This window comes from Streptomyces sp. NPDC049541, from assembly GCF_044465725.1.
Classification (GTDB): Bacteria; Actinomycetota; Actinomycetes; order Streptomycetales; family Streptomycetaceae; genus Streptomyces.
In genome coordinates, this window is record NZ_JBITLY010000001.1 from 62,559 (window position 1) to 80,882 (window position 18,324).

15 protein-coding genes, 1 tRNA gene and 1 pseudogene are annotated in these 18,324 nt (G+C 72.4%); 15 read left to right on the top strand and 2 right to left on the bottom strand.

Features of this window, described 5'->3' with window-relative positions; all coding sequences use genetic code 11:
- The first annotated feature begins 35 nt into the window (after positions 1-35).
- From ACIBW9_RS00255 to ACIBW9_RS00290, 8 genes and pseudogenes are all read left to right on the top strand, one after another.
- The gene (locus tag ACIBW9_RS00255; protein WP_266955832.1) at positions 36-608 is read left to right on the top strand and encodes a YqgE/AlgH family protein; all 573 of its coding nucleotides are present in this window, start codon (positions 36-38) and stop codon (positions 606-608) included.
- A 30-nt stretch (positions 609-638) separates the two neighbouring features.
- The gene (locus ACIBW9_RS00260; protein ID WP_078912757.1) at positions 639-920 is read left to right on the top strand and encodes a DUF3039 domain-containing protein; all 282 of its coding nucleotides are present in this window, start codon (positions 639-641) and stop codon (positions 918-920) included.
- Positions 921-1,061: 141 nt separating this feature from the next.
- The gene (locus tag ACIBW9_RS00265; RefSeq protein ID WP_398949663.1) at positions 1,062-2,711 is read left to right on the top strand and encodes a beta-N-acetylhexosaminidase; all 1,650 of its coding nucleotides are present in this window, start codon (positions 1,062-1,064) and stop codon (positions 2,709-2,711) included.
- A 245-nt stretch (positions 2,712-2,956) separates the two neighbouring features.
- The gene (locus ACIBW9_RS00270; RefSeq protein ID WP_398949665.1) at positions 2,957-3,850 is read left to right on the top strand and encodes an FAD binding domain-containing protein; all 894 of its coding nucleotides are present in this window, start codon (positions 2,957-2,959) and stop codon (positions 3,848-3,850) included.
- Complete coding sequence (locus ACIBW9_RS00275) at positions 3,847-5,580, top strand: 2Fe-2S iron-sulfur cluster-binding protein (RefSeq protein ID WP_398949667.1); 1,734 nt, start codon at positions 3,847-3,849, stop codon at positions 5,578-5,580. Before ACIBW9_RS00270 ends, ACIBW9_RS00275 begins: the two co-directional genes overlap by 4 nt.
- A complete protein-coding gene (locus ACIBW9_RS00280; protein ID WP_398949669.1) occupies positions 5,577-7,886 on the top strand; it encodes a xanthine dehydrogenase family protein molybdopterin-binding subunit in 2,310 nt (769 codons plus the stop codon). The genes ACIBW9_RS00275 and ACIBW9_RS00280 overlap by 4 nt, the downstream gene beginning before the upstream one ends.
- Before the next feature lie 81 nt (positions 7,887-7,967).
- A pseudogene (locus ACIBW9_RS00285) lies at positions 7,968-8,356 on the top strand (phosphotransferase).
- 171 nt (positions 8,357-8,527) lie between these two features.
- Entirely contained in the window at positions 8,528-9,703 is a 1,176-nt protein-coding gene (locus ACIBW9_RS00290; RefSeq protein WP_398949671.1) for an SUKH-4 family immunity protein, read from the top strand.
- Between the two features lie 93 nt (positions 9,704-9,796).
- On the opposite strand, the gene ACIBW9_RS00295 is transcribed toward ACIBW9_RS00290, so the two are convergent.
- Positions 9,797-9,868 (bottom strand) — tRNA-Cys (locus ACIBW9_RS00295).
- Positions 9,869-10,099: 231 nt separating this feature from the next.
- Between ACIBW9_RS00295 and ACIBW9_RS00300 the strand changes: the two genes are divergently transcribed.
- The 5 genes from ACIBW9_RS00300 to dapE all read left to right on the top strand — a co-directional run bounded on the left by ACIBW9_RS00300 (position 10,100) and on the right by dapE (position 14,773).
- Positions 10,100-10,300, top strand: a complete 201-nt coding sequence (locus tag ACIBW9_RS00300; RefSeq protein WP_048821776.1) for a ribbon-helix-helix protein, CopG family — start codon at positions 10,100-10,102, stop codon at positions 10,298-10,300.
- Positions 10,297-10,677, top strand: coding sequence for a type II toxin-antitoxin system death-on-curing family toxin (locus ACIBW9_RS00305; protein WP_398949673.1), 381 nt, complete (start codon positions 10,297-10,299; stop codon positions 10,675-10,677). Before ACIBW9_RS00300 ends, ACIBW9_RS00305 begins: the two co-directional genes overlap by 4 nt.
- 125 nt (positions 10,678-10,802) lie before the next feature.
- Positions 10,803-12,605, top strand: a complete 1,803-nt coding sequence (locus tag ACIBW9_RS00310; RefSeq protein ID WP_398949675.1) for a DEAD/DEAH box helicase — start codon at positions 10,803-10,805, stop codon at positions 12,603-12,605.
- Positions 12,606-12,905: 300 nt separating this feature from the next.
- Complete coding sequence (locus ACIBW9_RS00315) at positions 12,906-13,547, top strand: IclR family transcriptional regulator (protein ID WP_398949677.1); 642 nt, start codon at positions 12,906-12,908, stop codon at positions 13,545-13,547.
- A gap of 125 nt (positions 13,548-13,672) precedes the next feature.
- On the top strand, positions 13,673-14,773 hold the full coding sequence (gene dapE, locus ACIBW9_RS00320) for a succinyl-diaminopimelate desuccinylase (protein WP_398949679.1): 1,101 nt from the start codon (positions 13,673-13,675) through the stop codon (positions 14,771-14,773).
- Here dapE and ACIBW9_RS00325 read toward each other — a convergent pair.
- The gene (locus ACIBW9_RS00325) at positions 14,745-16,295 is read right to left on the bottom strand and encodes a PucR family transcriptional regulator (protein ID WP_398949681.1); all 1,551 of its coding nucleotides are present in this window, start codon (positions 16,293-16,295) and stop codon (positions 14,745-14,747) included. The two genes, dapE and ACIBW9_RS00325, sit on opposite strands and share 29 nt — an antisense overlap.
- A 122-nt stretch (positions 16,296-16,417) precedes the next feature.
- On the opposite strand from ACIBW9_RS00325, the gene ACIBW9_RS00330 reads away from it, so the two are divergent.
- Both ACIBW9_RS00330 and menC read left to right on the top strand, forming a co-directional pair.
- Positions 16,418-17,188 (top strand): chorismate synthase, encoded by a 771-nt coding sequence (locus ACIBW9_RS00330; RefSeq protein ID WP_398949683.1) that lies wholly within the window; start codon positions 16,418-16,420, stop codon positions 17,186-17,188.
- Positions 17,185-18,315 (top strand): o-succinylbenzoate synthase, encoded by a 1,131-nt coding sequence (gene menC, locus ACIBW9_RS00335; protein WP_398949685.1) that lies wholly within the window; start codon positions 17,185-17,187, stop codon positions 18,313-18,315. The genes ACIBW9_RS00330 and menC overlap by 4 nt, the downstream gene beginning before the upstream one ends.
- Positions 18,316-18,324: the final 9 nt, after the last annotated feature.

Below are 18,324 nucleotides of genomic sequence, written 5' to 3' on the forward strand. Positions count from 1 at the left end.
CCCACGCGGAGGCAAGATGCGGGATCATGTCTGCCATGACCGAGGTGTCCTCGCTCACAGGGCGGTTGCTCGTGGCAACGCCCGCCCTGGCGGACCCGAACTTCGACCGTGCGGTGGTGCTCCTTCTCGACCACGACGAGGAGGGCTCCCTCGGTGTCGTCCTCAACCGGCCCACCCCGGTGGACGTCGGCGACATCCTGGAGGGCTGGGCGGATCTCGCGGGTGAACCCGGAGTCGTCTTCCAGGGCGGCCCGGTGTCCCTCGACTCGGCCCTCGGGGTCGCCGTCATCCCGGGCGGCGCGACCGTCGACGGGGCGCCGCTGGGCTGGCGCAGAGTGCACGGGGCGATCGGTCTGGTCGACCTGGAGGCGCCGCCCGAGCTGCTCGCCTCGGCCCTGGGCTCCCTGCGGATCTTCGCCGGATACGCCGGCTGGGGCCCCGGCCAGCTGGAGGACGAACTGGTCGAGGGCGCCTGGTACGTCGTCGAGTCCGAGCCCGGCGACGTCTCCTCGCCGTCCCCGGAGAGACTCTGGCGCGAGGTGCTGCGCCGCCAGCGCAACGAGCTGGCGATGGTGGCCACGTATCCGGACGACCCGTCGCTCAACTGATCCGTGTGACCTTCAGTACCCTTGGCACTTATGAGCACTCTTGAGCCCGAGCGCGGGACTGGTACGGGGACCCTCGTAGAGCCGACGCCACAGGTGTCCCACGGCGACGGCGACCACGAGCGCTTCGCCCACTACGTCCAGAAGGACAAGATCATGGCGAGCGCCCTCGACGGGACCCCCGTCGTGGCGCTGTGCGGCAAGGTGTGGGTGCCCGGCCGCGACCCGAAGAAGTACCCCGTGTGTCCCATGTGCAAGGAGATCTACGAGTCCATGGGCGCCGGCGGCGACAAGGGCAAGGACGGCGACAAGTAGTCCTGCCTTCGGCCCGAGGCGGGTGGTCCCGCCTCCGGCTCCGGCTCGGCGAGGCCCCGGGGCGCGTTACGGCGCGTCTGCGGGGCCTCGGTCCGTGTGCATGAGGCCCCGGCCGGCCGGCCGCTTCCCGCAAGGACCCACGTGACTTCACAGACGGAACTGATTCCCGCGCCGCGCAGCCTCGTCACCGGTGCCGGTGAGGTGCGGCTGAAGGCCGGTTCACGGCTTTACGCCGGTACGGCGACGGAGGGCGTCGGCCGCTGGCTGCGCACCGTCCTGTGGCAGGCCACCGGGCTGCCCCTGCCGGAGGGGCGGGACCTCGACGACGCACACGGCGACGGCATCGCGCTGCGGCTCGATCCGGGGCTCCCTCCCGAGGGGTACCGCCTCGTCAGCGACCGGAACGGCGTCCTCGTCGAGGGCGGCAGCGCGGCCGGTGTCTTCTGGGGCGCCCAGACCCTGCGGCAGCTCCTCGGCCCCGACGCCTACCGCAGGGCCCCGCTCGACCGCGACCGCACCTGGGCCGTGCCGCACCTCACGGTCGAGGACTCCCCCCGCTTCCGCTGGCGCGGTCTCATGCTCGACGTCGCCCGGCACTTCATGCCCAAGGAAGGCGTCCTGCGCCACCTCGACCTGATGGCCGCGCACAAACTCAACGTCTTCCACTTCCATCTGACGGACGACCAGGGCTGGCGCGTCGAGATCAAGAGGTACCCCCGGCTGACCGAGATCGGCTCCTGGCGGGGGCGCACGAAATTCGGCCACCGGGCCTCACCGCTGTGGGAGGAGAAGCCGCACGGTGGCTTCTACACCCAGGACGACATCCGCGAGATCGTCTCCTACGCCGCCGAGCGGCATATCACCGTCGTCCCCGAAATCGACGTACCCGGCCACTCGCAGGCCGCCATCGCCGCATACCCGGAACTCGGCAACACCGACGTCATCACTGCCTCCTCCACGGGGGACACCGCCCTCTCCGTCTGGGACGACTGGGGAATCTCTGCCAACGTACTCGCCCCCACTGACAACACCCTGCGGTTCTACGAGGGGGTGTTCGAGGAACTCCTCGCACTGTTCCCGTCGGAGTTCGTCCACGTCGGCGGCGACGAATGCCTCAAGGACCAGTGGCGGCACTCGCCGGCCGCGCAGGCCCGCATCAAGGAACTCGGGCTCGCGGACGAGGACGGGTTGCAGGCCTGGTTCATCGGCCACTTCGACAAGTGGCTGACCGCGCGCGGGCGCAGGCTCATCGGCTGGGACGAGATCCTGGAGGGCGGGCTCGCGCCGGGCGCGGCCGTGTCCTCGTGGCGCGGGTACCAGGGCGGGGTCGCCGCGGCCCGGGCCGGCCACGACGTGGTCATGTGCCCCGAGCAGTACGTGTACTTGGACCACCGCCAGGCGGCGGGCGAGGACGAACCGGTGCCCATCGGCTACGTGCGCACCCTGGAGGACGTCTACCGGTTCGAGCCCGTTCCACCGGAGTTGACCTCCGCGCAGGCGGAACATGTGCTCGGCACGCAGGCCAATGTGTGGACCGAGGTGATGGAGGACCCCGCCCGGGTGGACTACCAGACGTACCCGCGGCTTTCGGCCTTCTCGGAGGTGGCCTGGAGTGCGCTCCCCGCCCCGGCGGAACGGGACTTCGCCGGCTTCGAGCGGCGGATGGCCGTCCACTACCGGCGACTTGACGCCCTGGGCGTGGGCTATCGGCCGCCCACCGGGCCACTGCCCTGGCAGAAGCGTCCCGGCGTGCTCGGACGGCCGCTGGACGGGGCTCCCCCGAACAGGTGAGTGAGCTCCCGAACAGGTAAGGCAAAAACGTCGTAAGCATCACCGAAGAGTGGCAATTCGTGCGCACCGGTGATGCCGTACGAAAACGGACCATCTCCCTGGTGAAGTGGGCGAATGCCTCCTAGCGGACCCCCGTCTTCGGGGCTTGCGAAGATGTGCCAGAGTTGCCACGTCCGCCCTGTCAGCACGTACCGTACGGCAGCACAGGTGGGACCAGGTGGGGCAGCGGGAAGGGGCAGCCGGTTTTGACCACGCACGCACCGCAGGCGGCGCAGGCCGTCACGCTGCCCACGACGCTGGACGAGGCCGTGGCGGCACTCACCGCCGTGCCCGCCGCCGTCCCGGTGGCCGGCGGCACCGACCTCATGGCAGCCGTCAACTCGGGGCAGCTCAGGCCCGCCGCACTGGTCGGTCTCGGCAGGATCAGCGAGATCCGCGGCTGGCAGTACCAGGACGGACACGCCCTGCTCGGCGCCGGGCTCACGCACGCGCGCATGGGGCGCCCGGACTTCGCGGCCCTGATCCCGGCGCTCGCCGCCGCCGCGCGCGCCGCGGGCCCGCCGCAGATCCGCAACGCGGGCACCCTGGGCGGCAACATCGCATCCGCGTCCCCCACCGGGGACGCGCTGCCGGTGCTGGCCGCCCTGGAGGCGACACTGATCATCGCGGGCCCGGGCGGAGCCCGCCGGGAGATCCCGGTGTCGCACCTGCTGGCCGCGGTCGACATGCTGCGCGCCGGCGAACTCATCGGGTACGTGCGCGTGCCGCTGCTGCACGCGCCGCAGGTCTTCCTGAAGGCGACCGGCCGGACCGGCCCCGGACGCGCGGTCGCGTCCGTCGCGCTCGTCCTCGACCCCGCCCGGCGCGGAGTCAGGTGCGCCGTCGGAGCCATAGCGCCGATGCCGCTCAGGCCCCTGGACGCCGAGCAGTGGGTGGCCCGGCTCATCGACTGGGACAACGGCCGGACGATCGTCCCGGAGGCGCTGACCGCCTTCGGGGAGTACGTCGCGGCGGCCTGCATCCCCGACCCCGTTCCCGAACCGGACGGCACCGTCCCACAGCTTCCGCCCGCCGTACTGCATCTGCGGCGCACCGTCGCCGCGCTGGCCCGACGAGCACTGGGGAGGGCGCTGTCGTGACCGACGACCAGCACGGAGAGGGCACACCCCACGGCGGCGGCCGCTGGGACCCGCTGCCCCAGGGCGACTACGACGACGGCGCCACCGCCTTCGTGAAACTCCCCGAAGGGGGCATCGACGCCCTCCTGGCCTCCGCCGACAGTCCCCTCGCGGCGCCCGGCCACGGCTATGTGCCCCCGCCGATAACGGCCGATCCCGGCGCGGGCGCGGGGACCGACCCGGCGGCGACCGGCACCTGGCACGTGCCCGCCGACGGCGCCCGATGGCCCGACCCCAACGCCGTGCCGCAGGACACCACGGGTGACCGGTTCTCGTACAACCCGGCAGCCACCCAGCAGTGGAACTTCGAGGAGACGGCGACCCAGGAGCCCGCCCCCGCGCCGGGCCACGATGTGACCGGGCAGTGGTCGATCCCCGTGGCCGGGGGCGACCTTCCGGACGAATCGGGTGAGTTCACCACGTCGTCCCTGGTCCAGCAGTGGGGCGGCACTCCGCCGGCCACGCTCCCGGGCGGCGCCCCCGCCCCCTGGGCGACGGAGGCCGCGGGACAGCCCTGGGGGCAGCCGCAGACCGAGGAGCCGGCGGCGCCCGAGGAGGGCCCCGGGCAGGCGTACGAGCAGCCCCCGGCCCACACCGGCGGCCGGTCCGCCGAGCACGCCGGCGCCGGGCACGCACCCGTGGAGCCGGACGCGGCCGCGCACGAGTCGGAGAACGCGCGGGCGCACCACCCCGAGCAGTCCGGCCCCCAGGCCGACGAATACGGCGCTCCGTCCGCCGACGCCCACTCGGAGACCCCCGCCGACGCAGCCGCCTCACAACCCGCGCACGGGCCGGGTGAGGCCGCCGGGGCGGCAGACAGTGCCCAGGGGGCCGCAGAGGCGCCTGAGGGGGCCGTGGAGCCCCTCACGGAGCCCGCGGCGGATGCCGGGCCGGACGGCGCCGGACCGTCCGCGCCGACGACGGCCGAACCCGCCGCCTCCAACGCACCCGACGCTGCGGACACTTCGGGCAATTCGGTCGACCCGGACGCGGCCGACGGCTCCGACGCCGAAACCGCCGACGAGGCCCAGCCGCCCCCCGGTGAGGAGCATCCCCTCGCCTCCTACGTCCTGCGCGTCAACGGCGTCGAGCGCCCCGTCTCCGACGCCTGGATCGGCGAATCGCTGCTCTACGTGCTGCGCGAGCGGCTCGGTCTCGCGGGCGCCAAGGACGGCTGCTCCCAGGGCGAGTGCGGGGCCTGCAACGTCCAGGTCGACGGACGCCTCGTGGCCTCCTGCCTGGTGCCCGCCGTGACCGCTGCCGGCAGCGAGGTCCGCACCGTCGAGGGCCTCGCCGTCGACGGACAGCCCTCGGACGTGCAGCGGGCGCTCGCCCGGTGCGGCGCCGTGCAGTGCGGTTTCTGCGTGCCCGGCATGGCGATGACCGTGCACGACCTGCTGGAGGGCAACCCGGCGCCGACCGAGCTGGAGACCCGCCAGGCCCTGTGCGGCAACCTGTGCCGCTGCTCCGGCTACCGGGGCGTCGTGGAGGCCGTCCAGGAGGTCGTCGCCGAACGCGAGGCGCACTCCGAAGCTGACGCCTCCGAACAGGACGGCGACGCGGCACGTATCCCTCACCAGGCGGGCCCCGGAGCCGGCGGTGTCAACGCGTCGGCGTTCGAGTCACCCGGGTTCCCCGCGCCGTCGGGACCCCATGACCAGGCGTACGGACAGGACGGAGGCCAGGCGTGAGCAACGAAGCCGCCACCGCGACCACCGCCGCGGAGGCCGCACCCGCTCCCGAGCAACTGCCGCACGGCCTCGGCGCCTCCCTGCCGGCCGCCGACACCCGCGCCAAGACCGAGGGCACGTTCCCGTACGCGGCGGACCTGTGGGCCGAGGGCCTGCTGTGGGCCGCCGTACTGCGCTCCCCGCACCCGCACGCGCGCATCGTGTCCATCGACACCTCCCACGCGCGTGAGATGCCGGGCGTACGGGCCGTCGTCACCCACGAGGACGTTCCGGGCACCGCCCGATACGGGCGCCGCAGCGCCGACCGGCCCGTGTTCGCCTCCGAGGTCGTGCGCCACCACGGCGAGCCCATCGCAGCCGTCGCCGCCGACCACCCGGACACCGCGCGGATGGCCGCCGCGGCCGTCATCGTCGAGTACGAAGTACTCGACCCGGTGACCGACCCCGAGCTGGCCTTCGAGGCCGAGCCGCTGCACCCCGACGGCAACCTGATCCGGCACATCCCGCTGCGGCACGGCGATCCGGACGCGGCCGGCGAGATCGTCGTCGAGGGCCAGTACCGCATCGGCCGCCAGGATCCGGCCCCCATCGGCGCCGAGGCCGGCCTCGCCGTGCCCCGCCCCGACGGCGGCGTCGAGCTCTACCTCGCCTCCACCGACCCGCACGCGGACCGCGACACCGCCGCCGCCTGCTACGGCCTCGAACCCGAACGCGTCAAGATCGTCGTCACCGGGGTCCCCGGCGCCACGGCCGACCGCGAGGACCAGGGCTTCCAACTCCCGCTGGGCCTGCTGGCGTTGAAGACCGGCTGCCCGGTGAAACTCACCGCGACGCGCGAAGAGTCCTTCCTGGGGCACGCGCACCGCCACCCGACTCTGCTGCGCTACCGGCACCACGCCGACGCCGAGGGCAGGCTGGTGAAGGTCGAGGCGCAGATCCTCCTCGACGCGGGCGCGTACGCCGACACGTCCTCCGAGGCCCTCGCGGCCGCCGTCGGCTTCGCCTGCGGCCCCTATGTCGTCCCGAACGCCTTCATCGAGGGCTGGGCCGTACGCACCAACAACCCGCCCTCCGGCCATGTGCGCGGCGAGGGCGCGATGCAGGTGTGCGCCGCGTACGAGGCCCAGATGGACAAGCTGGCGAAGAAGCTGGGCATGGACCCTGCGGAACTGCGCCTGCGCAACGTGATGGCCACCGGGGACGTACTCCCGACCGGCCAGACGGTGACCTGCCCGGCCCCGGTGGCGGAGCTGCTGCAGGCCGTCCGCGACTTCCCGCTCCCCCCGCTGCCCAAGGACACCCCCGAGGACGAGTGGCTGCTGCCCGGCGGCCCCGAGGGCGCGGGCGAACCGGGCGCGGTGCGGCGGGGCGTGGGCTACGGCCTGGGCATGGTGCACATGCTCGGCGCGGAGGGTGCCGACGAGGTCTCCACCGCGACGGTCAAGGTCCAGGACGGCGTGGCGACCGTGCTCTGCGCGGCCGTGGAGACCGGCCAGGGGTTCACCACGCTGGCCCGCCAGATCGTCCAGGAGACCCTCGGCATCGACGAGGTGCACGTCGCGCCCGTCGACACCGACCAGCCGCCCGCCGGCGCGGGCTGCCGCGGTCGGCACACCTGGGTGTCCGGCGGTGCGGTGGAGCGCGCGGCCAAGATGGTCCGCACCCAGCTGCTGCAGCCCCTGGCGCACAAGTTCGGCATGTCCACCGAGCTGCTCCAGATCACCGACGGCAAGATCACCTCGTACGACGGTGTCCTGTCGACCACCGTCACCGAGGCGATGGACGGCAAGGAACTGTGGGCCACGGCCCAGTGCCGACCCCACCCGACGGAGCCGCTGAACGAGGCCGGTCAGGGCGATGCCTTCGTCGGCATGGCGTTCTGCGCGATCCGCGCGGTCGTCGACGTCGACATCGAACTCGGCTCGGTACGGGTCGTGGAGCTGGCGCTCGCCCAGGACGTCGGCCGGGTCCTCAACCCGGCCCAGCTGGCCGCCCGTATCGAGGCGGGCGTGACGCAGGGAGTGGGCATCGCGTTGACGGAGAACCTGCGCACCGCGCGCGGGTTGATCCGCCACCCCGACCTGACGGGGTACGCCCTGCCGACCGCCCTGGACGCCCCGGACATCCGGATCGTCAAGCTCGTCGAGGAACGCGACGTGGTCGCCCCCTTCGGCGCGAAGGCCGTCAGCGCGGTCCCGGTGGTCACCTCCCCGGCCGCCATCGCCTCCGCCGTACGGGCCGCCACGGGCCGCCCGGTGAACCGGCTGCCGATAAGACCGCAGGCCGCCGTGGTGACCGACCGGTGACCTTGCCGGGTGGCGTGTCCTTCGCGTGAGGGGCGTCGTCCGCATCACCGGCGATGGGGTACCTCCCATGCCCTTTAGGCAGTGGGGGAGGCGTCCGGCAAGTCGACCGTGGCGCAGGCGCTGGCGAGCGGCTGCCGCGGGCAGCACATGTGCGTGGTGATGTCTTCCGCCGCATGATCGTGTCCGGGCGCGAGGAGTACGTCCCCAGGACGTGGTGCCGGGCCGGGAACTGACCTCGTACGTCGTCTGGTGCACACGCGGCCCCTGGACGTCGTCGTACTGGCTCCGAGTCCCGAGGCCGTGGCGGCGCGGGCGAAGACGGGCTACGGCGCGTGGACGGTCGAGGACCTGGACGGGGCGCTGCGTGCGGGCACCCCCGGCTCGGACCGTGGCTGGACAGCTCGGAGCTGACGGTGGGGGAGACGGTGGACGCGATCCTCGCGGGGCGGGAACGGGCGAGGGTGCGCTGAGCGTCCTGTGGTCCGGGGCGTTGTCAGTGGCGGGGCGTACTGTTCTGAGCAGTGGGAGCGGCTGCCGGAGTCGTCCGGCGCAAGGGCGCATGCCCGGTCGCGCCCCACACGGGGACTGTGAGCAGACACATGCGCCGAGGCACATGTGACGAAGCACATGCGGGGGAAGCAATGAGCACGACCGGTGCCGCCACGGCGGTGATCACGCTGACCGAGGACCAACTCGATCCGTACGTCACGCACGGGGCGACGCGCCGCTGGCTGACGGGGCCCGGACTGCCCGGCGACAGCGGCCTGTTCACCTTCGAGGAGCTGGTCCGGGAGGGCCTGCGGACGGTCGGGGACTCCACCGGCGACCCCGACGGCCGCCTGGCGGCGGAGCTGCGGGACCAACTGGTCATAGGGGCGCTGCTCGACCCCCGGGGCCTGGAGACGGAGTCGGTGCTGCTGGACGGCGCGACGGGGGAGGTCGCGACGACGTACTTCCTGCACGACCGTCCCGACCTGATGGACAGCCGCCCGCTGGCACCGTCGCTCGGCACGCTGGTGCGGTTCGCGACGGCGGCGGACGAACTGGCGGGGCTGCGCGGCCAGTTCGCGTCCTACGCCGGCCGTTTCGGCCCGAAGGCGGCGGCGGAGGCGTCACGCCATCTGCTGGCCGTGTTCGAGGAGGGCACGGACGGCGAGGTGCCGCCGTTCTGGAAGATGGCGGCCCTGATCCGCCCCCTGTCCCTGGTAGCGGGTCCTGGAACGGCCTCCGGACTTGCTCTCGACCTCCCGACCCGCCTCCTGGACGGGGAGTTCGGCCACGGCAAGGTGTGGCGCTTCGAGGACGTCGACTTCCCCTCGACCCTCACGCACGAGCCGACCCGCCGCTTCCTGCGCGACACGGGCCTGCCGGAGGACGGCGTGTTCTTCCACCTCGACACGGACGTCCCCCTGCCGACCCTTGCCGAGCATTACGCCTACCAGGGCCCGGACGGTTTCGATCCCGCCCGGCTGCCGCACCGGGCCTCCCACCTGATACGGCTGGGCAACCTCATCGAGGACAACAGCCTGGTGGTGGACGGCGAAACGGGCGCGGTCCTCAACTGGAGCGAGTCCGAAGCCACCCTGTACCCACTGAACACGGACGTCTCCACCCTGGCCTTCACCCTCTGGCTCCTGCACCGCGAGAGGTCCATCGACGAGGACCTGGCGGGCGAACTGACGACGGATGCCTACGACCAACTGGCCTCGACGATGATCCACACCCTGTCGGCCATCGACCCGACCACCCTGACGACGGAGCCGGGCCGGCACTACTGGACGGAGGCGTTCCAGGACGAGGCGGGCGGGGTCCTGTGACCGCGAGGGGGAGTTCGGGACAGGCGGCCGGAACACGCTGAGGGCGGCACCCTCAGCGGGTGCCGCCCTTTGGTTGCCTCGTCGAGGCCATTGAGGCCGTGGCGGGAATTGAACCCACGTACCTCGCTTTGCAGGCGAGTCCCTAAGCCACTCGGGCACACGGCCGGGTCGATGCGGAGCGCCTGGCTCCGTTCCGAACTCGGTGAAACGACCGTACGGCGGGGCCGGGAGGGGGCTCAAGGGAAACACGGGGGCTGCAACGGGACTGCCATACGGCGTTCATGAAAGGGCGGCGGCCGACGGGGCCGGGGCGCATCCGGTGGCGTTCGCGGCTCAGGGCTGCGTGCCCAGGCTGAGCGGTACCAGTCTGGCCCCAAGGGGTGGTACTGTTTTGGTATGGCTATGAACCTGCGTCTCCGCGACGACCAGACGGAAGCCCTGAAGCTGCGCGCTGAAGAGGAGGGAACCAGCATGCACGCCATACTGCTGAGGGCCGTGGACGACTACTTGGCCAGGACGGCTCACGAGGCGCTGGTTCGCAAGGCCGCCAAGGAGCAGACGGCCAAGTGGGCCGAGCTGCTGGAGCGGCTCAAGTGACGTATGTCTATCTGTCGGCCGAGGACGTCCTGGCCATCGCCGAGCTCGCCGTCGATGACCAGAACGTTGTCGTACGCGACGCCGGTCTGCTGGAGTCGGCCGTGCATCGCCCCTCGGCCGCCATGTTCGGGCAGGAGGCGTACACCGATCTCTTCGACAAGGCCGCGGCGCTCCTGCAGTCACTCGCGATCAATCACCCCTTCGTCGACGGCAACAAGCGCACAGCGTGGACGTCCTGCGTTGTCTTCCTGGCGATGAACGACGTGCAACTACGACCGGACATCGATGCCGCCGAGCGTCTGGTCATCGGCGTGGCCACGGGCAGCCTGGACGAGGTCAAGGTCATCGCCGAGGCGCTGCAGAGCTTGGCCGAGTAGCCGATGTGACGTGAGTCCCACCCGCGGGCGTCGCGGCCTCGTCCGCGCGTTGACCCCGTCGGCCCGCCGGTAGGGTGGCCCGGTTGTCATACCCAGCCGAGCCGCCCGACCACCCCACGGAGACCGTGACTACCACCGCCGCCAGCTCTGCCTCGCACTCCCACCATCTCTCTCCCGCCTTCCCCGGCCGCGCCCCCTGGGGCACCGCCAGCAAGCTGCGTGCCTGGCAGCAGGGGGCGATGGAGAAGTACGTCCAGGAGCAGCCCCGCGACTTCCTCGCCGTGGCCACCCCCGGCGCCGGCAAGACGACCTTCGCGCTGACGCTCGCCTCCTGGCTGCTGCACCATCACGTCGTGCAGCAGGTGACCGTGGTCGCGCCGACCGAGCATCTGAAGAAGCAGTGGGCGGAAGCGGCGGCGCGCATAGGCATCAAGCTGGACCCCGAGTACAGCGCGGGCCCGCTCGGCAAGGACTACCAGGGCGTGGCCGTCACGTACGCCGGTGTCGGTGTGCGGCCCATGCTGCACCGGAATCGGGTGGAGCAGCGCAAGACGCTGGTCATCCTCGACGAGATCCATCACGCCGGTGACTCCAAGTCCTGGGGCGAGGCCTGCCTTGAGGCCTTCGAGCCGGCCACGCGGCGGCTCGCGCTCACCGGTACGCCCTTCCGCTCCGACACCAATCCCATCCCCTTCGTGACGTACGAGGAGGGCAACGACGGGATCCGGCGGTCCGCCGCCGACTACACCTACGGCTATGGGAACGCGCTCGCCGACCATGTCGTACGGCCCGTCATCTTCCTCTCCTACAGCGGCAACATGCGCTGGCGCACCAAGGCCGGTGACGAGATCGCCGCCCGGCTCGGCGAGCCCATGACCAAGGACGCGATCAGCCAGGCCTGGCGCACCGCCCTCGACCCGCGCGGCGAGTGGATGCCCAGCGTGCTGCGCGCCGCCGACCAGCGGCTGACCGAGGTCCGTAAGGCCATCCCGGACGCGGGCGCGCTCGTCATCGCCTCCGACCAGGACTCCGCACGGGCCTACGCCAAGCTGATCCGCGAGATCACCGGCAACAAGGCGACCCTCGTCCTCTCCGACGACGCCGGCGCCTCGAAGCGGATCGACGAGTTCAGCGGGAGCAACGACCGCTGGATGGTCGCCGTCAGGATGGTGTCGGAAGGCGTCGACGTGCCACGCCTCGCGGTCGGTGTGTACGCCACCACCATCTCCACCCCTCTCTTCTTCGCCCAGGCCGTCGGGCGCTTCGTGCGTTCGCGGCGGCGCGGCGAGACGGCGTCCGTCTTCCTCCCCACCGTCCCCGACCTCCTCACCTTCGCCAACGAGATGGAGGTCGAGCGCGACCACGCCCTCGACAAGCCGAAGAAGGAGGGCGAGGAGGACCCGTACGCCGAGTCCGAGAAGGAGATGGAGGAGGCGAACAAGGAGCAGGACGAGGACACCGGTGAGCAGGAGGAGTTCTCCTTCGAGGCACTGGAGTCCGACGCCGTCTTCGACCGGGTGCTCTACGACGGCGCCGAGTTCGGCATGCAGGCCCACCCGGGAAGCGAGGAGGAGCAGGACTACCTCGGCATCCCGGGGCTCCTCGAACCCGACCAGGTGCAGCTTCTCCTGCAGAAGCGGCAGGCCCGGCAGATCGCCCACAGCCGCAAGAAGCCGGACGCCGAGGCGGACCTGCTGGAGCTGCCCGCCGAGCGCCGGCCCGTCGTCTCGCACAAGGAGATGATGGAGCTGCGCAAGCAGCTCAACACCATGGTCAGCGCCTACGTCCACCAGAGCGGCAAGCCCCACGGCGTCATCCACACCGAGCTGCGCCGCACCTGCGGCGGTCCGCCGAGTGCCGAGGCCACCGCCGGACAGCTGCGGCAGCGCATCGCCAAGGTGCAGGAGTGGGCCACGCGCATGCGGTGAACGGCCGTTGTGTGCCGGAGCTGTCGCGCCGTACGTATCGGGACATACGCAGGTACTCCCTCCCCGTATGTGCCCGGATTCTGGACGGAGACTTCCGCTCAGCGAACCCCCTTCGCTACTGTCCGGCTACGCACACGCCCCGTGGCAGCGCCGCCGCGGAGCGCAGCCGTGAAGCGACGCGGCCCGGCAGCGGCCGGGCCGCCGGCCGATCGGCGGCCTCTGTTGCGCGTCATCGACGGGACTCGGTGACGCACCGCCGCGCGGAGGTCGCCGACCTCACCACTTGGAGGAGTGGGCGTCGTGACCGCGGAGACCTCTCAGACGCTCGACCGGGGACTGCGAGTCCTCAAGCTGCTGGCCGATACGGACCACGGGCTGACCGTCACCGAGCTATCCAACAAACTGGGCGTCAACCGGACCGTGGTGTACCGGTTGCTCGCCACGCTGGAACAGCATGCCCTCGTACGGCGTGACCTGGGTGGCCGCGCCCGGGTCGGGCTCGGGGTGCTCAGGCTCGGCCGGCAGGTGCATCCGCTGGTACGGGAGGCCGCGTTGCCGGCGCTCCGGTCGCTGGCCGAGGACATAGGCGCGACGGCCCATCTGACCCTGGTGGACGGGGCGGAGGCGCTGGCCGTGGCCGTAGTCGAGCCGACGTGGACGGACTATCACGTGGCGTACCGGGCCGGGTTCAGGCACCCCTTGGACCGGGGCGCCGCGGGCAAGGCGATCCTTGCCGCGCGGGCCAAGCCGACGGGGGACTGCGGGTACACGCTGACCCATGGGGAGTTGGAAGCGGGGGCCAGTGGCGCCGCGGCGCCGCTCCTCGGCGTCACGGGGGTCGAGGGTAGCGTCGGTGTGGTGATGCTGGCCGACGCGGTTCCGGAGCGGGTCGGGCCGCGGGTGGTGGACGCGGCCCGGGAGGTTGCCGAAGCCCTTCGCTGAGCCGCCACCGGGTTGGCCGATGGGCCAAATCGCTCCCGGCACCTCTGGCCGATCCTCTCACCGCTGTCCGCCCGTCCGCCCGCATCATCAGGGGCCAGGCAGCGCAACAGCGGAGAGGACGACCAGTGGACGCAGTCAGCAATCGGGCCGGGGTCGGGCAGCAGACAGGCCCGCTCGACCTCACCGCGGATGTCGTCGCCCTCACCCGCGCCCTGGTCGACATCCCCTCCGAGAGCGGGCAGGAGGGCCGGATCGCGGACGCCGTCGAGGCCGCCCTGCGGCCCCTTCCGCATCTCACCGTCGAGCGGACCGGCAACTCGGTTCTCGCGCGCACCGACCTCGGCCGACCCCAACGAGCGCTCCTCGCAGGGCACTTGGACACCGTCCCGGCCGCCGGAAACCTGCCTTCCCGGCTCCACGACGACCGCGTCCACGGCCTCGGCGCCTGCGACATGAAGGGCGGCGTCGCCGTCGCCCTCCGCCTCGCGGCCACCGTCCCGGCCCCCACCCGCGACCTCACGTACGTCTTCTACGAGTGCGAGGAGGTCGAGGGCGACCGCAACGGGCTGCACCGGATCGCCGCCGAGCGGCCCGAGCTCCTGCGAGCGGACCTGGCGATCCTCATGGAACCCTCCGACGCGGGCGTCGAGGCCGGCTGCCAGGGCGTCCTCACCGCCGACATCGTGGTGCGCGGCGCCCGCGCCCACACCGCCCGCTCCTGGATGGGCGTCAACGCCGCGCACCTCGCCGCCCCCGTCCTGCAGCGGCTCCACGACCACACGCCCGAGCGGGTCGTGATCGACGGGCTGGAGTACCGGGAGGGGCTGAGCGCGGTCGCGGTACGCGCCGGGGTCGCCGGGAACGTCGTACCGGACGAGTGCGTGATCACCGTCAACTCCCGCTTCGCGCCCAGCCGTTCGCCGCAGGAGGCGGAGGAGTACGTGCGCGGACTCTTCCCCGAGTACGAGGTCCGCGTCACCGAAGTCGTGCCGGGCGCCCTCCCGGGGCTGGACCGCCTCGCTGGTCTCGTCTCCGCGCTCGACGCCTCACCCCGCCCCAAGCTCGGCTGGACGGACGTGGCCCGCTTCGCCGCGCTCGGCACGCCCGCCCTCAACTACGGCCCCGGAGACCCGACGCTGGCGCACACGGCAGGGGAGTATGTGCCGGTCGAGCACCTGCGCACCTGCGAGGAGCGCCTCAGGAAGTGGCTCCTTCAGGCCCTTTGAGCCCCGCCAGCGTCCTCAACTGGAGCCACAGCACCAGCCGTTCGTCGGGGTCGTCGAGGTCGATCCCGACGTGCTGCTGTGCCTGCTTCAGACGGTAACGGCAGGTGTTCGGGTGCACGGCGAGCAGCTTCGCCGCGCCCGCCATGTCGCAGCCCGCGTCGAACCAGCTGACCAGCGTGCGCGCGTACTCGGTGCCGTGCTGCTCGTCGTACGCCAGCACCCGACGCCACGCCCCCGCGCTCAGCTCCCGCCGCTCGCCCAGCACTTCCGCGAGCCGCAGCAGCGTCACCCGCGGGCGCACCTCGTCCACCGTCGCCACCGGCAGGTCGGGTCCGAGCACCCGCAGCACCAGCTCGGCGTCCTCCCGCGAGCCCACGACCTCCGCCGGCCCTTCCACCACCCCGCCCAGCGCCGCCCGCACCGGCACCCGCAGTGACTGTCCGGCCCGCGCCACGATGTCCTCCGCCAGCCTCTTGTGCCGTGCGCCCGGCCCGGGCAGGACCGCGTACACCACCCCGTCGACCAGCACGCACCCGTGCCGCCCGTAACGGGCCTCGCACTGCAGTCGTACGACGTCCAGCAGGCGCAGGGCGGTCTGCTCGGCGTCCGGGAGGCTCGCGGCGTCCAGTACGAAGGCAGCCACCCGGACCGCGCCCTCGAGTCCCAGCCGGTCGAAGGCGGTCGACGGGTCCGCCGTGCCGTCGAGCAGCCGGCGCAGCAGATCGCTGTTCTGGTGGCGGGCCAGTTCCTGCGCCGCCCGGGCCCGCAGCAGGAGCAGGGCCGCCGTGGAGGCACCCTGCGTCAGGGTCTCCTCGGCGTCGGGAGCGAGCGTGCCGTCGTCGACCACCCAGACCGAGCCGAGCGTCTCGCCGCCCGCGCGGACGGCGATCGCGAGACGCGGCAGGTCGCCCTCCCGGAGCGCGGGCATCCGTACCGGCCCGGGGGACGCGAACAGCGCCCGGTACTGCTCGCTGTTGGGTGTGCTGGCCGGCACCTGGAGGCCGAGGATGCTCTGCCGCCGGTCCTCGTCGACCGGCTGGCCCGGGACCGTGGAGTAGGCGAGGATCCGCTGGCGCGGGTCCTCCACGGCCGTCGCACCGCCGGTCGCCGCCGCGACCGCGTCCGCGAGTGCGAACAGGTCTCCGAGGCCGTTCACCGACGGTGCGGGCCGGGCCGCGATCGCCGAGGACAGCAGCAGGTGGACCTGGTGCCAGGCCGCGTCCTCGTCGACCGACAGCAGCGCGAGGCCGTGCGCCCCCGCCTCACCGACCGGCCCGTCCGGACCGCGTACGACAAGGCCGGTCATCCCGGCCTCCGCGGCCGTCCGGACGAGCGGACCGGCGGCCGCCGCCCGCACGCCGACGGCCAGCAGCAGCGCGCCCGGCGCATGCGGCATCGGGGCCTGGGCGTCGTACAGGAGCACCTCGGTGACCTGGGCGGCGAGCCCGTCAGGGGCCGTGTGCAGGCGCAGTGCGGGGCCGCCGACGACGTCCAGGAGGTCGCCGAGGGTGCAGGCGTCCATGGGGCTCCTCACGTGCGGGGTTGCGGCCGAACGATCGTGATTGGCCGATTCCGAAACGAACGTACGCATTCCTTGTGCAGACGCACAACCCGGAGGGGTCGCCTCCCCTCGAAACTCGACCCATGACCCTCGACCGCCCGCCCGGAGTGAGCATCCGCACCGTCCACGACGTCACCGGCCTCGCCGCCGTCGCCGACTACTTCAGCGAGGTCTGGCAGACCCCGCGCACCGCCCCGCCCTACCCGGCCGAAGTGCTGCACAGCCTCGTCCACGCGGGCGGCGCCGTGCACGCCGCGTACGACGGAACGCGGCTCGCGGGAGCGTCGGTCGCGGTGTTCGGGCCGCAGGGGGACGCGTACTCCCTGGTCGCCGCCGCCGACCGGGGGCTCGGGTACGCCGTGAAGCAGGCCCAGCGCGCCTGGGCCCTCGGCCTCGGCGCCCGCACCATGCGGTGGACCTTCGACCCGCTGGTCGGCCGCAACGCCCGCTTCAACCTCGCCAAGCTGGGCGCCACCGGCACCGAGTACCTCGTCGACTTCTACGGCCCCATGTCGGACGGCGTGAACGACGGCGACGAGAGCGACCGGCTGACGGTGACCTGGGAGCTGGCGGCGCCGACCCCCTCGTACGAGACCACCGACCGGGACACCGCCCCCGGCACCCACACCGCCCCCGACGGCGCGACGCTCGCCCGCCGTGACCCGGCCGGCCGGCACATCTGGTGCCGGGTCCCGGACGACATCGTCCGGCTCCGCGCCGCCGACCCGGAGCTCGCCCTGCGCTGGCGGTATGCCGTCCGTGAGGTGTTCACGGAGGCCTTTGCGCAGGGGTTCACGGCGACGGGGATGTCCCGTGACGGCTGGTACACCCTTTCGAGAGAGGCAGCGGCATGAAGCTGGCACGCGTGGAGATCGTCCATGTGGAGATCCCGCTGGTCACCCCGTTCCGTACGTCCTTCGGCACGATGACGACGAAGGACACCTTCCTGCTCCATGTCGTGACCGACGCGGCGGAGGGCTGGTCGGAGTTCGCCGCCGACCCGGAGCCGCGGTACTGCTCGGAGTTCGTGGCCGGTGCGGAGCTCGTGCTGCGGGACTTCCTGCTGCCGCGCATCGCCACCCTGCCGCAGCTCACCGTGGCCGCGCTCGCCCCCGCCATGGCGAAGATCAAGGGCCATGAGCTGGCGAAGGCCACCCTGGAGACGGCGGTCCTGGACGCGGAGCTGCGCTCGTACGGCATGCCGCTCGCCACCTACCTGGGCGCCGTGCGCGAGCGGGTCCCCGCGGGGGTCTCCGTCGGCATCAAGGATTCCGTCCCCGAGCTGCTGGACGACGTCGAGCGCTACCTCGCCGAGGGATACGTCCGCATCAAGCTGAAGATCGAGCCGGGCTGGGACGTGGAGCCGGTCCGGGCGGTCCGCGAGCGCTTCGGGGACGCGCTGCCCCTCCAGGTCGACGCCAACACGGCGTACACCCTCGCCGACGCCGAGCATCTGCGGCGCCTGGACGCCTTCGGGCTGCTGCTGATCGAGGAGCCCTTGGACGAGAACAACCTGTACGCCCATGCGCAGCTCCAGAGGCGTCTGCAGACGCCCGTCTGCCTCGACGAGTCCCTGCACAACGCCCGTGATGCCGCCTCCGCGATCGCGATGGAGGCGTGCCGGGTCGTCAATGTGAAGCCCGCGCGCGTGGGCGGCTATCTGGAGGCCCGCCGCATCCACGACGTGGCGCACGCGCACGGGGTGCCCGTGTGGTGCGGCGGCATGCTGGAGACGGGAATCGGCCGCGCCCCCAACCTCGCCCTGGCCGCACTGCCCGGCTTCACCCTCCCCGGGGACACCTCCGCCTCCAGCCGCTACTTCGCCGAGGACATCACCGAGCCGTTCGTCCTCAAGGACGGCCACCTGCCCGTCCCCACCGCGCCGGGGATCGGCGTCGAACCGCTGCCGGACGCACTGAGGCGGTTCACCAGGGAGAAGCGAGACCTGTACGTGAGCCGACCGACACCTGGCCGGAAGTGACCGTCACGT